The sequence below is a fragment of the Alkalilimnicola sp. S0819 genome (genome assembly GCF_009295635.1).
Lineage (GTDB): Bacteria > Pseudomonadota > Gammaproteobacteria > Nitrococcales > WHIW01 > S0819.
On record NZ_WHIW01000006.1, the window covers coordinates 119,497 to 136,501 of the forward strand.

Annotated in this window: 11 protein-coding genes; 5 read left to right on the forward strand and 6 right to left on the reverse strand. The window is 68.5% G+C overall.

The annotated features are described in order from the left end of the window. Nucleotides 1–7 precede the first annotated feature (7 nt). Entirely contained in the window at nucleotides 8–8,449 is an 8,442-nt protein-coding gene (locus GBG68_RS07210; RefSeq protein ID WP_152146266.1) for a hemagglutinin repeat-containing protein, read from the forward strand. Nucleotides 8,450–8,501: 52 nt separating this feature from the next. Here GBG68_RS07210 and GBG68_RS07215 read toward each other — a convergent pair whose 3' ends face one another. Genes GBG68_RS07215 through GBG68_RS07240 form a run of 6 tightly spaced genes read right to left on the reverse strand, consistent with a single transcriptional unit; the run spans nucleotide 8,502 to nucleotide 14,281 of the window. After that, the gene (locus GBG68_RS07215; protein ID WP_152146267.1) at nucleotides 8,502–9,356 is read right to left on the reverse strand and encodes a hypothetical protein; all 855 of its coding nucleotides are present in this window, start codon (nucleotides 9,354–9,356) and stop codon (nucleotides 8,502–8,504) included. Continuing rightward, nucleotides 9,353–10,495 (reverse strand): beta-ketoacyl synthase N-terminal-like domain-containing protein, encoded by a 1,143-nt coding sequence (locus GBG68_RS07220; RefSeq protein ID WP_152146268.1) that lies wholly within the window; start codon nucleotides 10,493–10,495, stop codon nucleotides 9,353–9,355. The genes GBG68_RS07215 and GBG68_RS07220 overlap by 4 nt, the downstream gene beginning before the upstream one ends. 3 nt (nucleotides 10,496–10,498) lie before the next feature. Beyond that, complete coding sequence (locus GBG68_RS07225; RefSeq protein ID WP_152146269.1) at nucleotides 10,499–10,765, reverse strand: phosphopantetheine-binding protein; 267 nt, start codon at nucleotides 10,763–10,765, stop codon at nucleotides 10,499–10,501. A 9-nt stretch (nucleotides 10,766–10,774) separates the two neighbouring features. After that, nucleotides 10,775–12,019, reverse strand: coding sequence for an ABC transporter permease (locus GBG68_RS07230; protein ID WP_152146270.1), 1,245 nt, complete (start codon nucleotides 12,017–12,019; stop codon nucleotides 10,775–10,777). Nucleotides 12,020–12,021: 2 nt separating this feature from the next. Next, nucleotides 12,022–12,975, reverse strand: coding sequence for an ABC transporter ATP-binding protein (locus GBG68_RS07235; RefSeq protein ID WP_152146271.1), 954 nt, complete (start codon nucleotides 12,973–12,975; stop codon nucleotides 12,022–12,024). 22 nt (nucleotides 12,976–12,997) lie between these two features. Then, on the reverse strand, nucleotides 12,998–14,281 hold the full coding sequence (locus tag GBG68_RS07240) for an NAD(P)/FAD-dependent oxidoreductase (protein ID WP_152146336.1): 1,284 nt from the start codon (nucleotides 14,279–14,281) through the stop codon (nucleotides 12,998–13,000). 234 nt (nucleotides 14,282–14,515) lie between these two features. Between GBG68_RS07240 and GBG68_RS07245 the strand changes: the two genes are divergently transcribed. The 4 genes from GBG68_RS07245 to GBG68_RS07260 are packed head-to-tail and all read left to right on the forward strand — an operon-like array spanning nucleotide 14,516 to nucleotide 16,990. Further along, on the forward strand, nucleotides 14,516–14,785 hold the full coding sequence (locus tag GBG68_RS07245) for a phosphopantetheine-binding protein (protein ID WP_152146272.1): 270 nt from the start codon (nucleotides 14,516–14,518) through the stop codon (nucleotides 14,783–14,785). A 13-nt stretch (nucleotides 14,786–14,798) separates the two neighbouring features. Then, a complete protein-coding gene (locus GBG68_RS07250) occupies nucleotides 14,799–15,398 on the forward strand; it encodes a ketosynthase (RefSeq protein WP_152146273.1) in 600 nt (199 codons plus the stop codon). 3 nt (nucleotides 15,399–15,401) lie between these two features. Next, nucleotides 15,402–16,697, forward strand: coding sequence for a class I adenylate-forming enzyme family protein (locus GBG68_RS07255; RefSeq protein WP_152146274.1), 1,296 nt, complete (start codon nucleotides 15,402–15,404; stop codon nucleotides 16,695–16,697). Further along, nucleotides 16,694–16,990: a hydroxymyristoyl-ACP dehydratase gene (locus GBG68_RS07260; RefSeq protein WP_152146275.1), complete on the forward strand. Its 297-nt coding sequence runs from the start codon at nucleotides 16,694–16,696 to the stop codon at nucleotides 16,988–16,990. The genes GBG68_RS07255 and GBG68_RS07260 overlap by 4 nt, the downstream gene beginning before the upstream one ends. Nucleotides 16,991–17,005 lie beyond the last annotated feature (15 nt).

A 17,005-nucleotide genomic window follows, 5' to 3' on the forward strand; every position in this document is an offset into this window, starting at 1 on the left:
AGTCATTATGAACCGTATCTATCGTCTCAAGCGCTCCACCCGCACCCAGGAACTGGTTCCGGTACCGGAGTACGCCCGCAGCCGCACCCGGGGCCTGCGCCACACCGCGTTGACGGTTCTGCTTGGCGGCACGGTGGGCTGGAGCGGACTGGGCGCGGCGGCCGACATCCGCGTGCACAGCGGCAATACCCGGGTCTTCGACGCGCCCAACGGGGTGCAGGTGGTGGATATCGCCACCACCAACGGGGCCGGTGTCTCCCACAACCGCTACACCCACTACAACGTGGATCAGCGCGGCCTGGTGCTGAACAACAATGCCCCCCAGACCCAAGCGGGGCCGTTGCAATCGCAGCTCGCCGGCCAGGTGGTGCCGAACATCAATCTGTCCCGCGAAGCGAACCTCATCCTCAACGAGGTGGTGGCGGCCAATCGCTCCCGACTGGAGGGCTATACCGAAGTGCTGGGCCGCACCGCCGACGTGGTGGTGGCCAACCCCTGGGGCATCACCTGCTCGGGTTGCGGCTTCATCAACACCGATCGGGTGACGCTGAGCACCGGCGTGCCCCAGATGGGCGCCGACGGCAGCCTGCAGGGCCTGCGCGTCAACCAGGGCGACATTCTGCTGGAGGGCGCGGGCCTGGACGGGCGCGACCAGAACATCCTCGACCTGGTGGCCCGCTCGGTGAAGCTGGACGGCCAGCTCAACGGCCAGGATGTGCGGATCATCACCGGCAGCAACGACTACGGCTACACCACCCGGGACGCCACGGCCCGTGCCCCCTCGGGCGCGGCGCCCAGCTACGCCATCGACTCCACCGCCCTGGGCGGCATGTACGCCAACCGCATCCGCCTGATCGCCACTGAACAGGGCGTGGGCGTGCGCATGCTGGGCGAGGCCGCGGCCAGCGCCGACGATTTCACCCTCAGCGCCGCCGGCAAGATCACCCTGCGCAGCAGCATCAGCGCCGAGCGGGATCTGGCGGTGCGCTACACCGGCCCCGCCAGCGGCGGCGCCGACGCGCTCGCCCTGATCGGCGGCGGCGCGTCTGTGAGCGCCAAGCGTGATATCGACCTGAGCACCGCCAACGGCGCCGGCACCACCCTGAGCGAGGCCAAGCTCAACGCCGGGCGGAATCTCGGCATCGACACCGGCAGCCTCAGCGACAGCGCCAGCGCCGGCAACACCCGCTTCGCCGGCGAAAACCTGCAGCTCAGCGTCAGCGACGCCGCCAGTCTGGACGGCAGCAGCTGGGGCGCTGGCGGACGGCTGCGCATGGACACCGGCGATCTGTCGGTGGGCGGCGCCGGCGCCACCGTCTACAGCGGCAGCGACGCCGATGCCATCGACCGCTCCATGGCGCTGATTGCTACCAGCGGCAGCATCGACCTGGCCAACGCCCAGGTAACCGCCGTGGGCACATTGGACATCCAGGCCGCCCAGGGCAGCATCACCACCGGCGCCGCCGGCCGGGTGCAGGCCGGCGACACCTTGAACCTCAGCGCCGCCGACGCGGTGAACAACGCCGCCGATCTGATCGGGGGCGCCGAGCTGAACCTGACCGCCAGCGATGGGCTGGCGAGCCTCGCCAACAGTGGTCGGATCGAGGCCGCGCAGGCGATGAATCTGGGCCTCGCCGGCCAGCGGCTGGATATCGCCAACGCCGGCGGCGGCGTCATCGTCGCCGACAGCCTGGCCATCACCGCCCGCGATCTGAGCAACGCCGGCGACGTGCAGGCCAGCCGGGGCACCACCGTGCAGGCCGACAGCTTCCGCAACACCGGCGCCGGCGCACGCTTCATCACCGCCACCGAGAACGGCCATGACGGGGCCCTTACCGTCAGTGGCGTGGTCGACAACCAGGGCGCCATGGAATCGGCGGGCAGCCTGAGCGTTACCAGCAGTGCCAATCTCGACAACAGCGGCACCATCAAGGCCGCGGGCAGTACCGACAGCCTCACCCTGAGCGCGGCCCGCATCGACAACAGCGGCTTCATCGACAGCGGCGGCAGCACCACGCTCACCGCCACTGCCACCAGCGGCACCAGCTTCAGCAACAGCCGGCAGATCACCAGCGCGGGCGCGCTCGGCATCAGCACCGGCGGCACGCTGAACAACACCGCCGGCGCCGGCATCATCGGCCAGGACAGCGTCTCCATTACCAGCGAGCGGCCGCTGTTCACCCTGAACAACGCCGGTCGCCTGCAGGCGGGCAGCACGCTGATCCTGGGGGGCGCCGGCAAGCTGGTGGCGCTGAACAACCAGATCAGCGGCGTGACCTATGCCGGCGCTGCCCTCACCATCACCGGCGGCCACCTGAACAACCAGGGCCAGATCGGCGCGGCCCAGACCAGTACCCTTCAGGTGGCCAGCCTGGATAACGGCAGCGTCGGCAATGCCGCCGCGCTGATCCAGGGCGCCACCGACAGCGGCAACAGCCACATCACGGTCAGTGGCGCGCTGAACAACCACGGGGCCATCGATTCCGGCGCCGAGCTGGGCCTGAGCGCCGGCGGCGCGCTGAACAACCACGGCCAGCTGCTTTCCGCCGCCAACAGCACCGTCACCGTCGGCACGGCCATGAGCAACACCGGCACCGTACACGCCGGGGGCCAACTGGATCTGGACGTCAGCAACGGCCTGAACAACCAGGGCCAGATCGGCTCGGTGGGCAATGCCCTGCTGCAGGCGGCCAGCCTGGTCAACGGCGCCGTCGGCAACGCCGACGCCCTGATCAAGGGTGCGACCGCCGGCGGCAGCAGCACCGTGACCATCAGCGGCACGACAGACAACTACGGCACGCTCGATTCCGGCGGGCAGCTCACGCTGAGCAGCGCCGGCGCGCTGGATAACCGCGGCAAACTGCTTGCCGCCGGCAACAGCACCGTCACCGTCGGCGCGGCCATGAGCAACACCGGCACCGTACACGCCGGCAATGCGCTGGATCTGGACATTAACAACGGCCTGAACAACCAGGGCCAGATCGGCTCGGTGGGCAATGCCCTGTTGCAGGCGGCCAGCCTGATCAACGGCGCCGTCGGCAACGCCGGCGCCCTGATCAAGGGTGCGACCGCCGGCGGTAGCAGCACCCTTAGCCTGGGCGGTGCGCTCACCAACTACGGCGCCATCGACGCCGGCGGCCAGCTCGGCCTGAGCAGCGGCGGCAACCTGGACAACCACGGCAAGCTGCTCGCCGCCGGCAACAGCACCGTGACCATCGCCGGCGCCATGAGCAACACGGACATGTTCCACGCCGGCAATGCGCTGAACCTCAACGTCGGCAACGCCTTGAACAACCAGGGGCAGATCGTGTCCGGCGGCGCCACCCAGCTGCAGGCGGCCAGCCTGGCCAACGGCCAGGTCGGCAACAGCGATGCCGTCATCGTCAGCGGCGCCGGCCACAGCCATCTCCAGTTCAACGGCGCGCTGGACAACCACGGCGCCATCCATGCCGGCGGCCGGCTGGATCTGGACGCCACCGGCATCACCAACCGCAACACCGGCGGCCTCTCCTCGCTGACCATCCTGGCGCTGAAAGCCCTGGGTGCCGGCGACATCGACAACTACGGCGCGCTCTACGCCGGTAATGCGCTCAGCCTCACCGCCTCCGGCGATGCCATCACCAACCGCGCCGGCACCGGCACCATGGACAGCGGCGGCAGCATCACCACCAGCAGCGCCAATTTCACCAATAACAATGCCGTGGTGGCCAACGGCGACATCAGCATCAGCACCAGCAACAGCTTCGTCAACGAAACCGCCGCCGGGGTCAGCAAATCCCTCAAGGGCGTCTCCCGCACCCACAACCACAATAACTCGCGAATCGCCGAGGAAGGCTCTCTCGACAAGGGCATGCACGCCTGGGTGCATGAGCAGGACTATTGGCGTGAAGAGCAGCTGGTGGGCATGACCGAGGCGCAGCTGAGCGCCCTGCCCAAGGCCCAGATCATCGCCACCGGCGCCGGCAGCCGCCTGACGATCAACTACGGCGCCTCCGGCCTGAACAAAATCGCGGTGCTGTCCGCACCCACGGTCAACATCAGCGGCAGCGGCACCTTCACCAACGAGGATCTGGCGCTGCTGGAGTACGAATACCGCCGCCGCTGGATCGAGATCATCGACGAGAAGAGCGGCGACGACCATTACGTCGCCTGGGCCCGCACCGACCCGGACCGTAACAGCTGGAGCGGCGACCCGGATGATGACAGCAACAACTCGGAGAACTGGGACCCGGGCTGGGGCTGGTCGCGGGTCGGCGGCAAATGGGGCGGTGACAGCTTCCCCGGCTGGCTGCGATCGGATGCCAAGGACGATGCCGTGGCCGGCGCCAAAAAGATCGGCACCAACACGATCAAGCGCTTCGGTGCCGGCATCTACGCCACCACCCTGAATTTCAGCGGCGGCACCCTGAACAACGTCAGCTCGCCCTATCCCAATAGCGCGAGCCACGCCATCGCCGGCGGCGCCCAGGGCGGCAGCAGCAATGCCACCAGCGCCAGCGGCAGTGCGCCCGGCAGCGGCGGCAGTGTCACGCCCGGCAGCAGCGGCGGCGTCTCCCCCGGCGGCACCGGCAGCGTCTCGGCGGGTAGCGCGATCCCGGTCGCCTCGGCGGGCGTGCTGTCCTTCGCGGGGGTGAACCTGACCCTGCCCACCAACCCCAATGGCTACTTCGTCACGGCCCGCGACCCCAATGCCAATTACCTGGTCGAGGCCAACCCGCGCTTCCTGGTGGGCGAGAACTTCGTCGGTTCCGATTACCTGTCGCGGCGCTACGGCTACAACCCCGACGACGTGCAGAAGCGCCTGGGCGATGCCAACTACGAGGCCTATCTGATTCGTCAGCAGCTGATTCAACAGACCGGCTCCAACGTGCTTCGCGGCTACGGCGATGAAGCGAAGCAGATGCAGCGACTGATGGACCAGGCCTACGAGCAGGGCCAGGCGCTCGGGCTCGAGTTCGGCAAAGCGCTCAATCCCGCGCAGATCGCCGGCCTGACGGAAGACATCGTCTGGATGGAAGAGGTGGAAGTGAACGGCCAGCGGGTGCTCGCCCCGCGGGTCTACCTGGCCGCGGCCACCCGCGACATGATCTCCACCGGCGCCACCATCGCCGCCAACGAGGTCAACATCAGCGGTGAGGGGCTGAACAATACCGGCGGCACCATCGAGGGCAGCGACTCCCTCACCGTCGCCACCACCGGTGATATCACCAACACCAGCGGCACCCTCAAGGGCGGCGATGTCAGCCTGACATCGGAAGAAGGCAGCATCATCAACGAGACCGTCGTGGACGGCTCGGGCGATGGCCACTCCTATGTCACCGACATCGGCAAGACCGCGGGCATCGAGGCCAGCGGTGATCTGACGCTGGATGCCGGCAAAGACATCAAGGTGGTGGGCGCGGATGTGCAGGCGGGCGGCGATGCCACACTCAAGGCCGATGGCGACATCAGCTTCGACACCATCGTCGACAAGACCACCACCACCACCAGCAAGGACAGCAAGCGGGTCATGGGCGGCGGCTGGTCCACCACCACCAAGACCACCGAGACCAATATCGGCTCCAACCTGAATGTCGGGGGCAACCTGAGCCTGGACAGCGGCGGCGACACCACCCTCGCCGGCAGCAGCGCCGAGGTGGGCGGCGATCTGGACGTCAAGACCGGCGGCGACTTCAAGGTCATCGCCCGCCAGGACAAGGTCACCACCCACACCGAAGAGAAGACCTCCGGTGTCGGCGTGGGTGGCGGCATGTACGGCACCCAGACCAAGACCACCGACGATTTCAAGGGGACCAACGTCGGCTCCACCCTGAATGTCGGCGGCAACGCCACCATCGACTCCGAGGGCAGCATGACCCTGCAGGGCTCGGACATGAGCGTGGCGGGCAATGCGGATATCGACGCGAAGGAAGGCATCAACATCCTCGACGGCCTGGACGAGCGTCGCACCACCACCCGCACCGAAACCACCACCTTCGGCAAGGTGGGCGGCAGCAGTGACAGCGACTCCGGCTCGCAGAGCGCCAGCGAATCCGCCAGCGGCCAGGGTTACGCCCAGGCCAACGCTTCGGCCGGTTCCAATGCCGAGGCCGAGGCCTCCGGTGACTTCAAGGTCTGGGAGAAGACCGTCAGCACCACGGAATCGGGCTCCAACACCAGTGTTGCCTCCAACCTGAACATCGGCGGCAACCTCAACGCCACCACCGAGGGTACGCTGAAAGTGCAGGGCTCCAACGTGGAGACCGGCGGCGACATGGCCCTGGACGCCAAGGACGTGCAGGTACTCGCCGGGCGCAACGAGGAATGGAGCACCACCGAGACTACCCGCACTTCGGTGGGCATTTACAATGACAGCAGCGCCGAGGCCTCCTCCGGCGCCCAGGCCAATGCCAATGCCGGCACGGTCGGCACCAACGCCGATGCCAATGCCAACGCCTCCGCCGAAGCCGACCACGTGACCACCATCGGTGCCCGCACCGAGCAGGAGAACAGCTCCTCCTACAGCCTCACCCATACCGGCTCCAGCCTGAAATCGGGCGGCAATATGTCGATCAAGGCCGAGAATACGGCGGAGTTCGAGGGCGCGAACGTGGAATCCGGCGGCAATATGGACATCAGCGCCGAGAACATCATCAACCGCGCGGCCCAGGATGTAACGCTGGAAACCTCCTCCAGCACCACTCAGACCATGGGTGTGTACCTGGGCGCCGATGCCTCGGCCGAGGCCGGTGCCAACGCCGAGGCGGGCAAGATGCGCCTGGGCGAGCACAACGCCGGCGAAGCCTCGAGCTCGGCGGAGGGCAATGTCAGCGCCGGACTGCGCTACAACCGGGAGGCGGAATCCAGCGTCCAGGGCTCGGTTACCAACCAGGTCTCCACGTTCAAGGCCGGTGGCAACTTCACCCGCACCGCCGAGGACACCATCACCGATCAGGGCACCCAGATCGAGGCCGGTGGCAACATCACCCAGTCGGCGCGGGAGATCCGCGAGGAAGCGGTTCATGACCGGACCTTCTCCAGCGCCAGCTCCTCCAGCCATGATGCCCGCCTCGGCATGGGCGCCAGCGCCTCGGCGGAAGCCGGCGGCAACACCGGCGGCGAGGCGAAAGCCGATGCCGGCGCGGGCGCGGGCTTCCGTGCGAGCTACGAGGGCAGCTTCTCCGACGAGAGCGCAGGCAGCAGCACCGCCGTCACCACCCGCTACAAGGCCGGTGGCAACATCAACTCCACCTCCGAGGAGAAGACCACCCTGGTCGGTACCCAGATGGAGGCGGACGGCGACGTCAACCTGAACGCCGGCTCGCTGGAATTCAAGGCCGCCGAGGACACCAGCTACAGCGGCTCCACCTCCCATGACGTCTCGGGCGAACTGAAGGTGGACGTGGTGGGCTCGCCGGGCGGCAGCCTGGAAGGCAGCTACGAAATGGGCAGCGAGGGCGAGCGCAGCAGCACCGCCCGCGCCGGTGGCATCAAGGCCGGCGGCAATCTCAACATCAAGACCGACGACGATGCCAGCTTCGAGGGCACGCAGCTCGAGGCCGGCAACCAGGCCAGCATCGATGCCGGCGGTGATGTGGAGTTCAAGGCGGCCCGTGACACCCAGTCCTCCAGCTCCAGCAACGCCAACGCGGAACTCTCGCTGAGCGCCGAGCAAGGCGGCGACAAGGGCGCCAGCCTGGAAGGCGGCTACGGCCAGGAGAACAGCGAGAGCAGCAAGGCCCGGGTGGGCAGCATCAAGGCCGGAGCCGGTGGCATTTCGATCTCGGCCGGCGGCGATGCGGACTTCGAGGGCACCAAGCTGAAATCCGATGGCGACACTGCGATCTCGGCCGGTGGCGACGTTCAGCTGCGGGCTGCGGAGGACAGGGAGACCAGCACCGGCTTCTCGGTGGAAGCCAGTCTGGGCACCGAGTCAGGCGATGAGGGCAGCAAGAAGAGCGCCAGCGTCGGCGGCAGCGTCAACCACAGCGACAAGATCGAGTCCACCACCACCGATATCCAGTCGGGGGGCACGGTGACGATCAGCGGCAAGACCGTGGTCGATCAGGAAGCCAAGATCAAGGGCGAGGAAGGCGAGAAGATCAGCGGCAGGGTGATCGAGAAGAAAACCCGTGACCGGGATATCTCCGTGGGCATCGAGGCCAGCGCCTCTGGCGAGAGCGAGTCCAAGAAACCGGAGAAGCCCAAGAGCGGCTCCAAGACCACGGATGACATCCCCAGCAGCAAGCCGTCCAGCAGCGACAGCGAGCGGCCGCGCTCCAAGACCACCGATGACGTGGCCGCCAGCAAGCCGGGCGACAAGCCGCTGAGTCAGTCGGACAAGGACAAGATCAAGCAGGATCTGCTGGGCAGCCAGAAGGAGTTGAACAAGAAGAGTCCGAAGCCGAAATCGACCGCGGCACCCAAGCCGAAGGCCGCACCGAAGGCCGCACCGAAGGGCGAAAGCTGAGGCCCCAGGGGCGGGGGCCCCGTGCCCCCGCCCGCTACACGAGCAGGCCCGGCTAAGCGCTCAGCACCGTCAGGTAAACGCCGCCGCCGGCGGCCTGGTTCACCTGCACCAGCCAGGGCTCGGCGGCCTCATCCGCCAGGTAGTCGGTCAGATTCCCGGCCACCGCGGTGGGGCAGTGCGGGCGCGCCGGCAAGGCCCATTCCACGGCCCCCGGCACGGCCTCGCGCCAGCCGGCGGCCGCATCACGGGCGGCTTCCGAGGCCAGCACCAGCCGCACCGCGCCCGCCATTCGCAGCCCGGCCAAGGCCGCGCGCGCTTTCTCGGGGTGCGCGAAATATGCCACCCACTCCAACCGCGGCCCCTCGGTGAGGGTGTCGTCCAGCAGGAACCAGTGGCTGCACTCGCCCAGCGCCGCCTCGGGCGGGACCCGCAGACGCCGACGCTGCGCAGCCAGCGGCCACACGCCCTCTTCCACCGCGCCCACCAGCGCCTGGGGCGGTCGTCCGTGATCCTTCAAGGCGGTCTCCAGCGCCACCTCCACGGGAAAGTCCCGCCGCGAGATGGTCAGATTCGGCCCCAGCAGGCCCAGGCTCTGGGCAATGCCGAAACCGGCCAGGGAGCCGGAGACATTGATGAAGGGAAAGGGCATGGGCGCCTCGCCCCGCTGCACCGCTTCCAGCATGGTCACGGTGTCGGCGCTGCTGCCCAGCGCCGTGCCCAGGTACACGCCGCAGTCGGGCTCGGGGCGCACCGCAAGGGCGCTGGCCCCCAGCAGCGCCAGCTGACTGAAGCGGGAGCTGCGCCGGGGTGCTTTCAGGCCAGCCTCGCGCAGGGCGGCACGGGTATCCCGGGGGGTGTCGTCCAGCGGCCATTCCAGGGCGGCGAAGCTGCGAATCCCCAGGCTCATGCCAGATACCTCACCACCAGCGCGGTGTTGTTGCCGCCGAAACCGAAGTAATCCAGCAAATACGCCCCCGCGCCCACGGGCTGTTCCTTGGTGAGCGGCGCGAGCCCCAGTTCCGGGTCGATGTGCTGGAAGCCCGCCGCCGGGGGCAGCACGCCCGCCTGCAGGCAGCCATGCAGGGCGATCAATTCGAGTGTGCCGCAGGCGCCCAGGGTGTGGCCCAGGCAGGGCTTGAAGGAGCTGAACGGCGGTGGGTCGTCGCCGAAGACCTGGCGCAGGGCCAGGCCCTCGGCGCGGTCATTGCTGGGGGTGCTGGTGCCGTGGGCCTTGATGGCGGCAATGGCGGCGGGCTCGCAATCGGCGCTGGCCAGCGCCCGGCGGATCACCTCGGCGATGGCCCCGGGCTCGGAATTGGTGGAGCTGGAGGTATCGCACAGATTGGCCCCGCCCGAGAGCAGCAGATCCCCGGCTCGCGCTTCGCCGGCCTCCAGCAGCACCGCCCCCACGCCTTCCCCCAGCACCAGTCCGTTCCGGTCCCGGTCGAAGGGGCGCGCGCCGTCGGCGGAGGCCAGCATCAGTGCCTCGAAGCCCCGGGCGGAGAGCTTGTTGTAGGCCTCCACCCCCACCACCAGGGCACGCTCCAGCTCGCCGGCGGCGATGCGTTGGGCGGCCTGCAGCAGGGCGTTGGCGGCCGATGAGCAGGCGGTGCAGTAGGTGTAACGAGGGCCGGCGAAACCGAAGCGGGTCGCCAGATGTTCGGCCAGGTTGCCATAGCCGGGCTTGTCCAGCGCCAGCGCGGTGTCGGCATCCCGGGCACACGCCTCGGCGTAGCGGGCCTCGGCGTCAGGGATGTCCAGCGAGGAGGTGCCCAGAAACAGCGCCAGATCGGCCTGATCCGCGTCGGTCACGCCGGCCTCGGCCAGGGCATCCGCCACGGCGGCATCGAGCAGGCGCCAGAGTCGCTCGGGCTGTTCCAGGGGGGCGGCGGGGTGATACAGGCTGTGGCTGTCGGGCAGGGCCAGCGGTGCGGGACGGGCGGCGCGCAGACCCTCCACCTGGGCGGCCACTCCCCGGCCCAGCGCGCTGACCACGCCGCGCCCGGCCACCCGCACGCTGCGCTGGAGGCTGGCGCTATCGTTCATGGCTTATTCCGGCTGGAGGAAATCGGCGAGGCTGTTGACGGATGCGAGGATGCGGCGCATTTCCTTGGGGTCGGAAATGCGATAGCCGTATTCCTTCTGTACCGCCATGGAGATCTGCAACCCGTCCAGGGAATCCAGCTCCAGCACGGCATCCTCACCGAACAGGGGGGCATCGTCGGGGATTTCGTCGGGTGTCACGTCCTTGTCGCACTCGGCGATGATCATCTCCTTCAGTCGCCGTTTCAGGGCGTCGTCCCGGGAACCTTTCATGCAATCTCTCTATCCGGTTTGGCGATGGAACAGCCAGGCGCCGGCCAGCAGGCACAGGCCGCCGAAGGCCAGCAGGGCCGCGCACTCGGGCAGCACGTCGAGCCAGTCGCCGCGGCGCAGCAGCACATCCCAGAAGCCCTCCAGGGACCAGGACATGGGCGAGATCCGGGCGAATTCCCGCATGGCCGGCGACATGACCACCTTGGGCACCATGATACCGCCCACGGCGCCCAGTACCACGTTCGCCACCCCACCCACGGTGGTGGCCTGCATATGGGTGCGGGCGAGGGTGGCGATGAGCAGGGCGAAGCCGATGGCGGCGAGGCTGGTGGCCGAGCCGATCAGCCACAGCCCGAACCATTGGTCACCGATCAGCAGCCTGTCCCCGCCCAGCAGCGGCACCAGATACGCCCCCACCGCCAGCATGATGACCATCTGCACCAGGTTGATCAGGTAATAGGGCAGGATTCTGGCGCTGAGCAGGGTGAGCGAGGAGATATTCAGCAACCGCAGCCGGCGCAGGCTGCCCTGCTCGCGCTCGATGATCAGCGCGGTGGAGAGCGGAATCACCACGAAGAACATGGCGAACACCAGCCAGGCGGGCACGCTCTGCTGCACCGAGGTGGGCACGTCCCGGGGCGCGGCTTCCCGGTAGGCGTAGTGCTCCACCAGCGGCACCGGGTTGTGCTCGGCCTGGCGGGGGACCATTTGCTCCAGGCTCACGCCCAGCTGCGCCTCGATCTCCATCAGCAGATGATCGCGGTACATGTACTCGCCGCGCAGCCCCCGCAGCATGCTCTCCAGCCCCGAGAGCAGCGCGCCGCGGATGTGGGGCAGCACCGAGGGGGCCAGGTACACATCCAGCTTCGCGACGGCCTCGCCGGGCTCCAGAGCCCGCAGGGTCCGCTCCAGCCCGGCGGGCAAGTACAGGGCAATCACCGCCTCGTTGTCGAGGATGCGCTGTTTGAGCGCGGCCCGGTCCGGCGGCGGCTCCAGCAGGCGCACCTCGAAGCTCGGCGCGTTGTCCAGTTCGCGGATCACCCGGCGGGAGGCCGGGCTTTGCCTGTCGCCATCCGCCACCAGCACCACGGTGGCGGTGGCCTTGCGCTGCTGGAAGGAATCCTGGGTGGCCAGCGACATGATCAGGATGAAGGCGGCGGGCATCAGGAACAGCACCACCAGGCCCTGCCAATCGCGCAGCAGCACCCACCATTCCTTGCGCATCAACGCGCCCAAGGGCTTGAGTCGGCGCATGGTCAGTCCCTCAGCCTGCGGCCGCTGACGTTGAGGAAGAGCTCCTCCAGGTCCCGCACCCCGTAGCGTACGCTGCGCACGGTAACGCCCTGGGCCTGCAGGGCGGCGAGCAACGCGGCCAGGTCCAGCTGGGCGGCGGCCAGCCCCTCCAGCTCCAGGCCGTGCTCATGGCGCCGGGGCGTGAGCCCGTTGAGCATGAGCCCGGCCAGCGCCCGGTCGCTGAGCGGTCGATCGAAACTCAGCGTGAGGCGATCGCTCTGGCTGCTCAGCAGCGCCTCCAGCTCGCCCTGCAGCAGGATGCGCCCCTCGTCGATGATCGCCAACTGGTCGCACAGGCGCTGCACCTCCTCCATGTAATGGGAGGTGTAGATCACGGTGGCGCCGGCCTCGCGCAGGGCGCGGATGGAATCGAGGATGAAGGCGCGGGACTGGGGGTCTATGCCCACGGTGGGCTCATCGAGCAGGATCAGCTTCGGTTCGTTGAGCAGGCCGATGGCCAAATTCAACCGCCGCTTGAGCCCGCCGGAGAGCGCCTCGGCGCGCTTGTCCATGTGCCCGGCAAGCCCGCCGATTTCCACCACCCGCTCGATGCGCGCTCGGCGCCGGGCGCCGCCCAGTCCCAGCACATCGGCGTAGATGCGCAGGTTCTCGGCGACGCTGAGCATGGGGTAGAAGGCGAGTTCCTGGGGCACCACGCCGCACAGCTCGCGGATCTCGCGCACCGCGTGGTCCAGGTCCAGCCCGGCCACTTCCACCAGCCCCGCATCCTTGCGCACCAGCCCGGTGAGGACGGAGAGCAGCGTGGTCTTGCCCGCGCCGTTGGGGCCGAGCAGCCCGAAGATGCTGCCTTCCGGCACGCTCAGGCTCACCTCCCGCAGGGAGGGCTGGGCCGCACCGGGGTAGTGCTTGCTCAAGCCCTGGATGCGGATCAGCGGCTGGGCGGCCGTTGGCTGCATGGCGGTCTCCACGCCGGCTCGATCAGTCCGAGGCTTCCACGCTCACGCGCCAGTTGCGCTTGCGCCGCAGCCAGGCGCGCAGCGCGCCGGGCAGCTGCATGACGAGATGGATGTAATACACGGTCTTGAAGGCCATCAGCTGACCGCGAATGGGCGTTTGGCCGAAGACGTCGCCGGCCAGCACCGAGATGATCGCCTCCTCGATCTGCCAGACGTTGCGCGGCTTCATGAACAGCGCCCGCAGCTGCGGGCTCATGAAGCGGTAGATGAACCAGCCCATGATCTTCATGCCCCGCAGCATGTAGCGCTCGTGCTCGCGCATCAATTGCTTCTCCAGCTGCGGCTGGTCCAGCAAGGTGTCGGTGATCTGCCCGATGCGCTCGCCGCCGGCCATCGCCAGGTACACGCCGCTGGAGAACACCGGGTCGAGGAAGGCGTAGGCATCGCCCACCAGCAGGCAGCGATCCTCACGGGCCTGGCGGGAGAAGTACGAATAATTGCCGGCGGCGTAGGTGCGGCTTTTCAGGGTCGCATTGCGCAGGCGCCGCTCGGCGGGGGCGCAGCTGTTCAGGGTCTCCCAGAGGAATTCATCGGGGCTGCCCTTGCGGGTCTTCAGATATTCAGGGAAGCACACCGCGCCGGCGCTCATGGTGCCGTCCACCAGCGGGATCATCCACACCCAGCCGTGCTTGAACCAGTAGATGCCGATATTGCCGGCACCATCGCCCGGCAGCAGATCGGCATTATCGAAATGGCCGAAGATGGCAGCGGTATTGTGCTGCGGGTTCTTCTTCTTCCAGCCGCGCTTGCGGGCCATGAAGGTATCCCGGCCGGAAGCGTCGATGACGTAGCTGGCGCGGTAGGTCAGCGCCTCGCCCTCCGGGCCCTTGGCGTACACCACGCGCTTGTCGTCCACCACCGGGTCGATCTCGGTGGCCCGGGTCTCATGCAGCACGGTGGCGCCCTTCTCCGCCGCGTTCTCCATGAGCATCATATCGAAGTCCGAGCGGCGCACCTGGAAGGCCGCCAGGGGCGAATCCCCCTTGGCCTTGGCGAAGGAGAAGGTTTGCCGATCATTCGGGTCGGCGGTGAAACCGAACTCCGCGCCGGGCTTGTGCACACCCAGTTCCCGCACCTTGTCGAGCACGCCCAGGCGCTCGAAGATGGGCAGGTTCATGGGCAGCAGGGATTCACCGATGTGGAAGCGCGGGTGGCGATCCTTGTCGATCAGAATCACGTGACGACCGCGCTCGGCCAGCACCGCCGCCACGGTGGACCCGGCCGGGCCGCCACCGATGACCAGCACATCACAGTCGATGAACTCTTTGCTTTCTTGATTCACGGCGAAGGCTCTCCCCGGACACCGCATTGAAATTATCGCCGGAAGAGTAACACAGCGCCGCCCGCCCACCGATAGCCCGAACAGGGGGGCGGCAGCCCATTTTGGCGCTCTTTCGCACCTGTTATACTCCGCCGAAACCGACGCCCGCACCCCACCACCGGGCGCGATAACCGAAATCTCACATCCCCAGGGGGGCCGATGAGCACTCTCTCCGCGCTGGAGCTGGAAGTCGCCCAGCTGATCGTAGACACCCTCAACCTCGAGGACGTGGAAGCCGCCGAGGTGGACCCGGAAGAGCCGCTGTTCGGCGACGGCCTGGGGCTGGATTCCATCGACGCGCTGGAGCTGGCGCTGGCCATTTCCCGCCAGTACGGCTTCCAGCTGCGGGCGGACGATGCCGACACCCAGCAGGCCTTCGGCTCCCTGCGCGCGCTCTGCCAGCTCATCGAGGCCAGGCGCGCCAACTGATCGGGAGCCCCCCATGCGGCTGCTGATCGTGCTGGCGGCATATTCGCTGAGCGTCCACCTGTCGGTGGCGCTGGAGCGCCCGGGCATCGCCCTGGGGGTGCTCAGCCTTCTGCTGATCGTCGGCCTGCGCCCGCTGTTGCGCAAACCGAGTTGGGCCGCCTGGCTGTCGCTCGCCGCTTGGCTGCTCGCCGCCGGCGCCCTGCTGCAGCTCGATCGCGGACAGCTGCTGCTCTACGGTCCGCCGGTGCTCTATCCCTTGGCCGCGGTGATCTTCTTCGGCCGCAGCCTGCTGCCCGGCCGCACCGCTCTGCTCACCCGCATTGCCGAGCTGATGCACGACGATCTCACCCCCCGACGCCGCTGGTACACCCGCCGCGCCACCCAGGCCTGGACGCTGTTCTTCGCCGCGCTCGGCCTGGAGGCCGTGCTGCTCGGCCTGTTCGCGCCGCCCCGGATCTGGTCACTGTTCACCAATCTGATCAACTACCTGCTGATCGCCGGCTTCTTCCTCGGCGAATTCCTGGTGCGCCGTCGGCACTTTGAAGACCAACGCCGGCTGGGCCTATCCGGCTTCATCCGGGCGCTGGCCCGGGTGGACATGCGTGAGGTCTGAGCCATGAAGCCGCCGCTGATGAACATGTCCGCTCAGGCCACTCTGGTATGGGACGGCCAGCGCGCGGTAAGCGCGGGGGCGCTGCTCGGTCAGGCCCGAGTGCTGGCCGAGCAGCTGGGCAAGACGCGCCGGGCACGCATCAACCTGTGCGAGCAGCGTGCGCATTTCCTGCTCGGTGTACTCGCCGCCCTGCTGCGCGGCGAGACCACCCTGCTGCCGCCCAACCGAGCCGCCACCAGCATCGCCGAGCTGCAGGTCCGCCATGCGGGTGCCGCACTGCTGGACGACGCCCGGGTGCAACAGGCCCGCGAAGCCACCGACAGCACGCGCTGGGACGAAATCCCGAGCATCGCCGGGGACACTCAGGCCGCCATCCTCTACACCTCGGGCAGCACCGGCGCGCCCCAGGCCCAGCACAAGCGCTGGGACCGACTCTACGCCGGCAGCCGACTGCTGGGCCGACGCCTGCCGATCCCCGCCCAGGGCGGACGCATCGTCGCCACCGTGCCGCCCCAGCACATGTTCGGCCTGGAGACCTCCATCCTGCTGCCGCTGACCGCCGGGGTGGCGGTGGATGCCGCCCGACCCTTCTTCCCCCAGGACATCCAGAGCCATCTGGCCGCGGCCGGGCCGGGCGCGATGCTGATGACCACCCCGCTGCATCTGCGCGCCTGCCTGGACGCGGGCCTGGACTGGCCGCGCCCGGCCTTCATTCTCTCGTCCACCGCGCCGCTGTCGCCCCAGCTCGCCACCCGCGCCGAGCAGGCCTTCCACGCCCCGGTGCTGGAGATCTACGGTTCCACCGAGACCGGGGCCCTGGCCACCCGCCGCCCCGCGGCGGATACCCGCTGGCAGCCGCTGGACGAGGTGCGCCTGGAACCGCGGGCCGATCACAGCATCGCCCATGGCCCGCAGCTCGAGGGCGCCGTGCGGCTGAACGACCGCATCGAGATCCACGCCGATGGCCGCTTCACGCTGCTGGGCCGCGCCGCGGACATGCTCAACATCGCCGGCAAGCGCGCCTCGCTGGCCGAGCTCACCCAGAAGCTGCTCGCCATCCCGGGTGTGGAGGATGCCGCCCTGCTGCCCCCCGAGGACAACCCCCGCGGCCGGCAGCGGCTGTGCGCCCTGCTGGTGGCCCCGGACCTGGACGAGGCCGCGCTGAACCGGGCACTGGCCGAGCTGATGGACCCGGTATTCCGCCCCCGCCCCCTCTACCGGGTGCCCAAGCTGCCCCGCAACGACACCGGCAAGTTGCCCCGCAAGGCGCTGCTGGAACTACTGGGGAGCCTGACATGAGCTATCGCCGCGAACTGCGCGTCGCCGCCGACCACCCCTGCCTCGCCGGCCACTTCCCCGGCAACCCGGTCATTCCCGGCGTGCTGCTGCTGGATCTGCTGGTGGAGACCCTGGCGCAGTGGCAGCCCGACACCCCGGTGCGCGGCTTTCGGCAGGTGAAGTTCCTCCAGCCCCTGCGCCCGGAGCAGGACTTCACGCTGGAGCTGGAGACCGGCAAACCGGGCCAGCTGCGCTTTCGCTGCCTGCTCGGCGAACAGCTCGCCGCCACCGGCACCCTGGATACGGCGGTCTGAATGCCGCTGTACTGC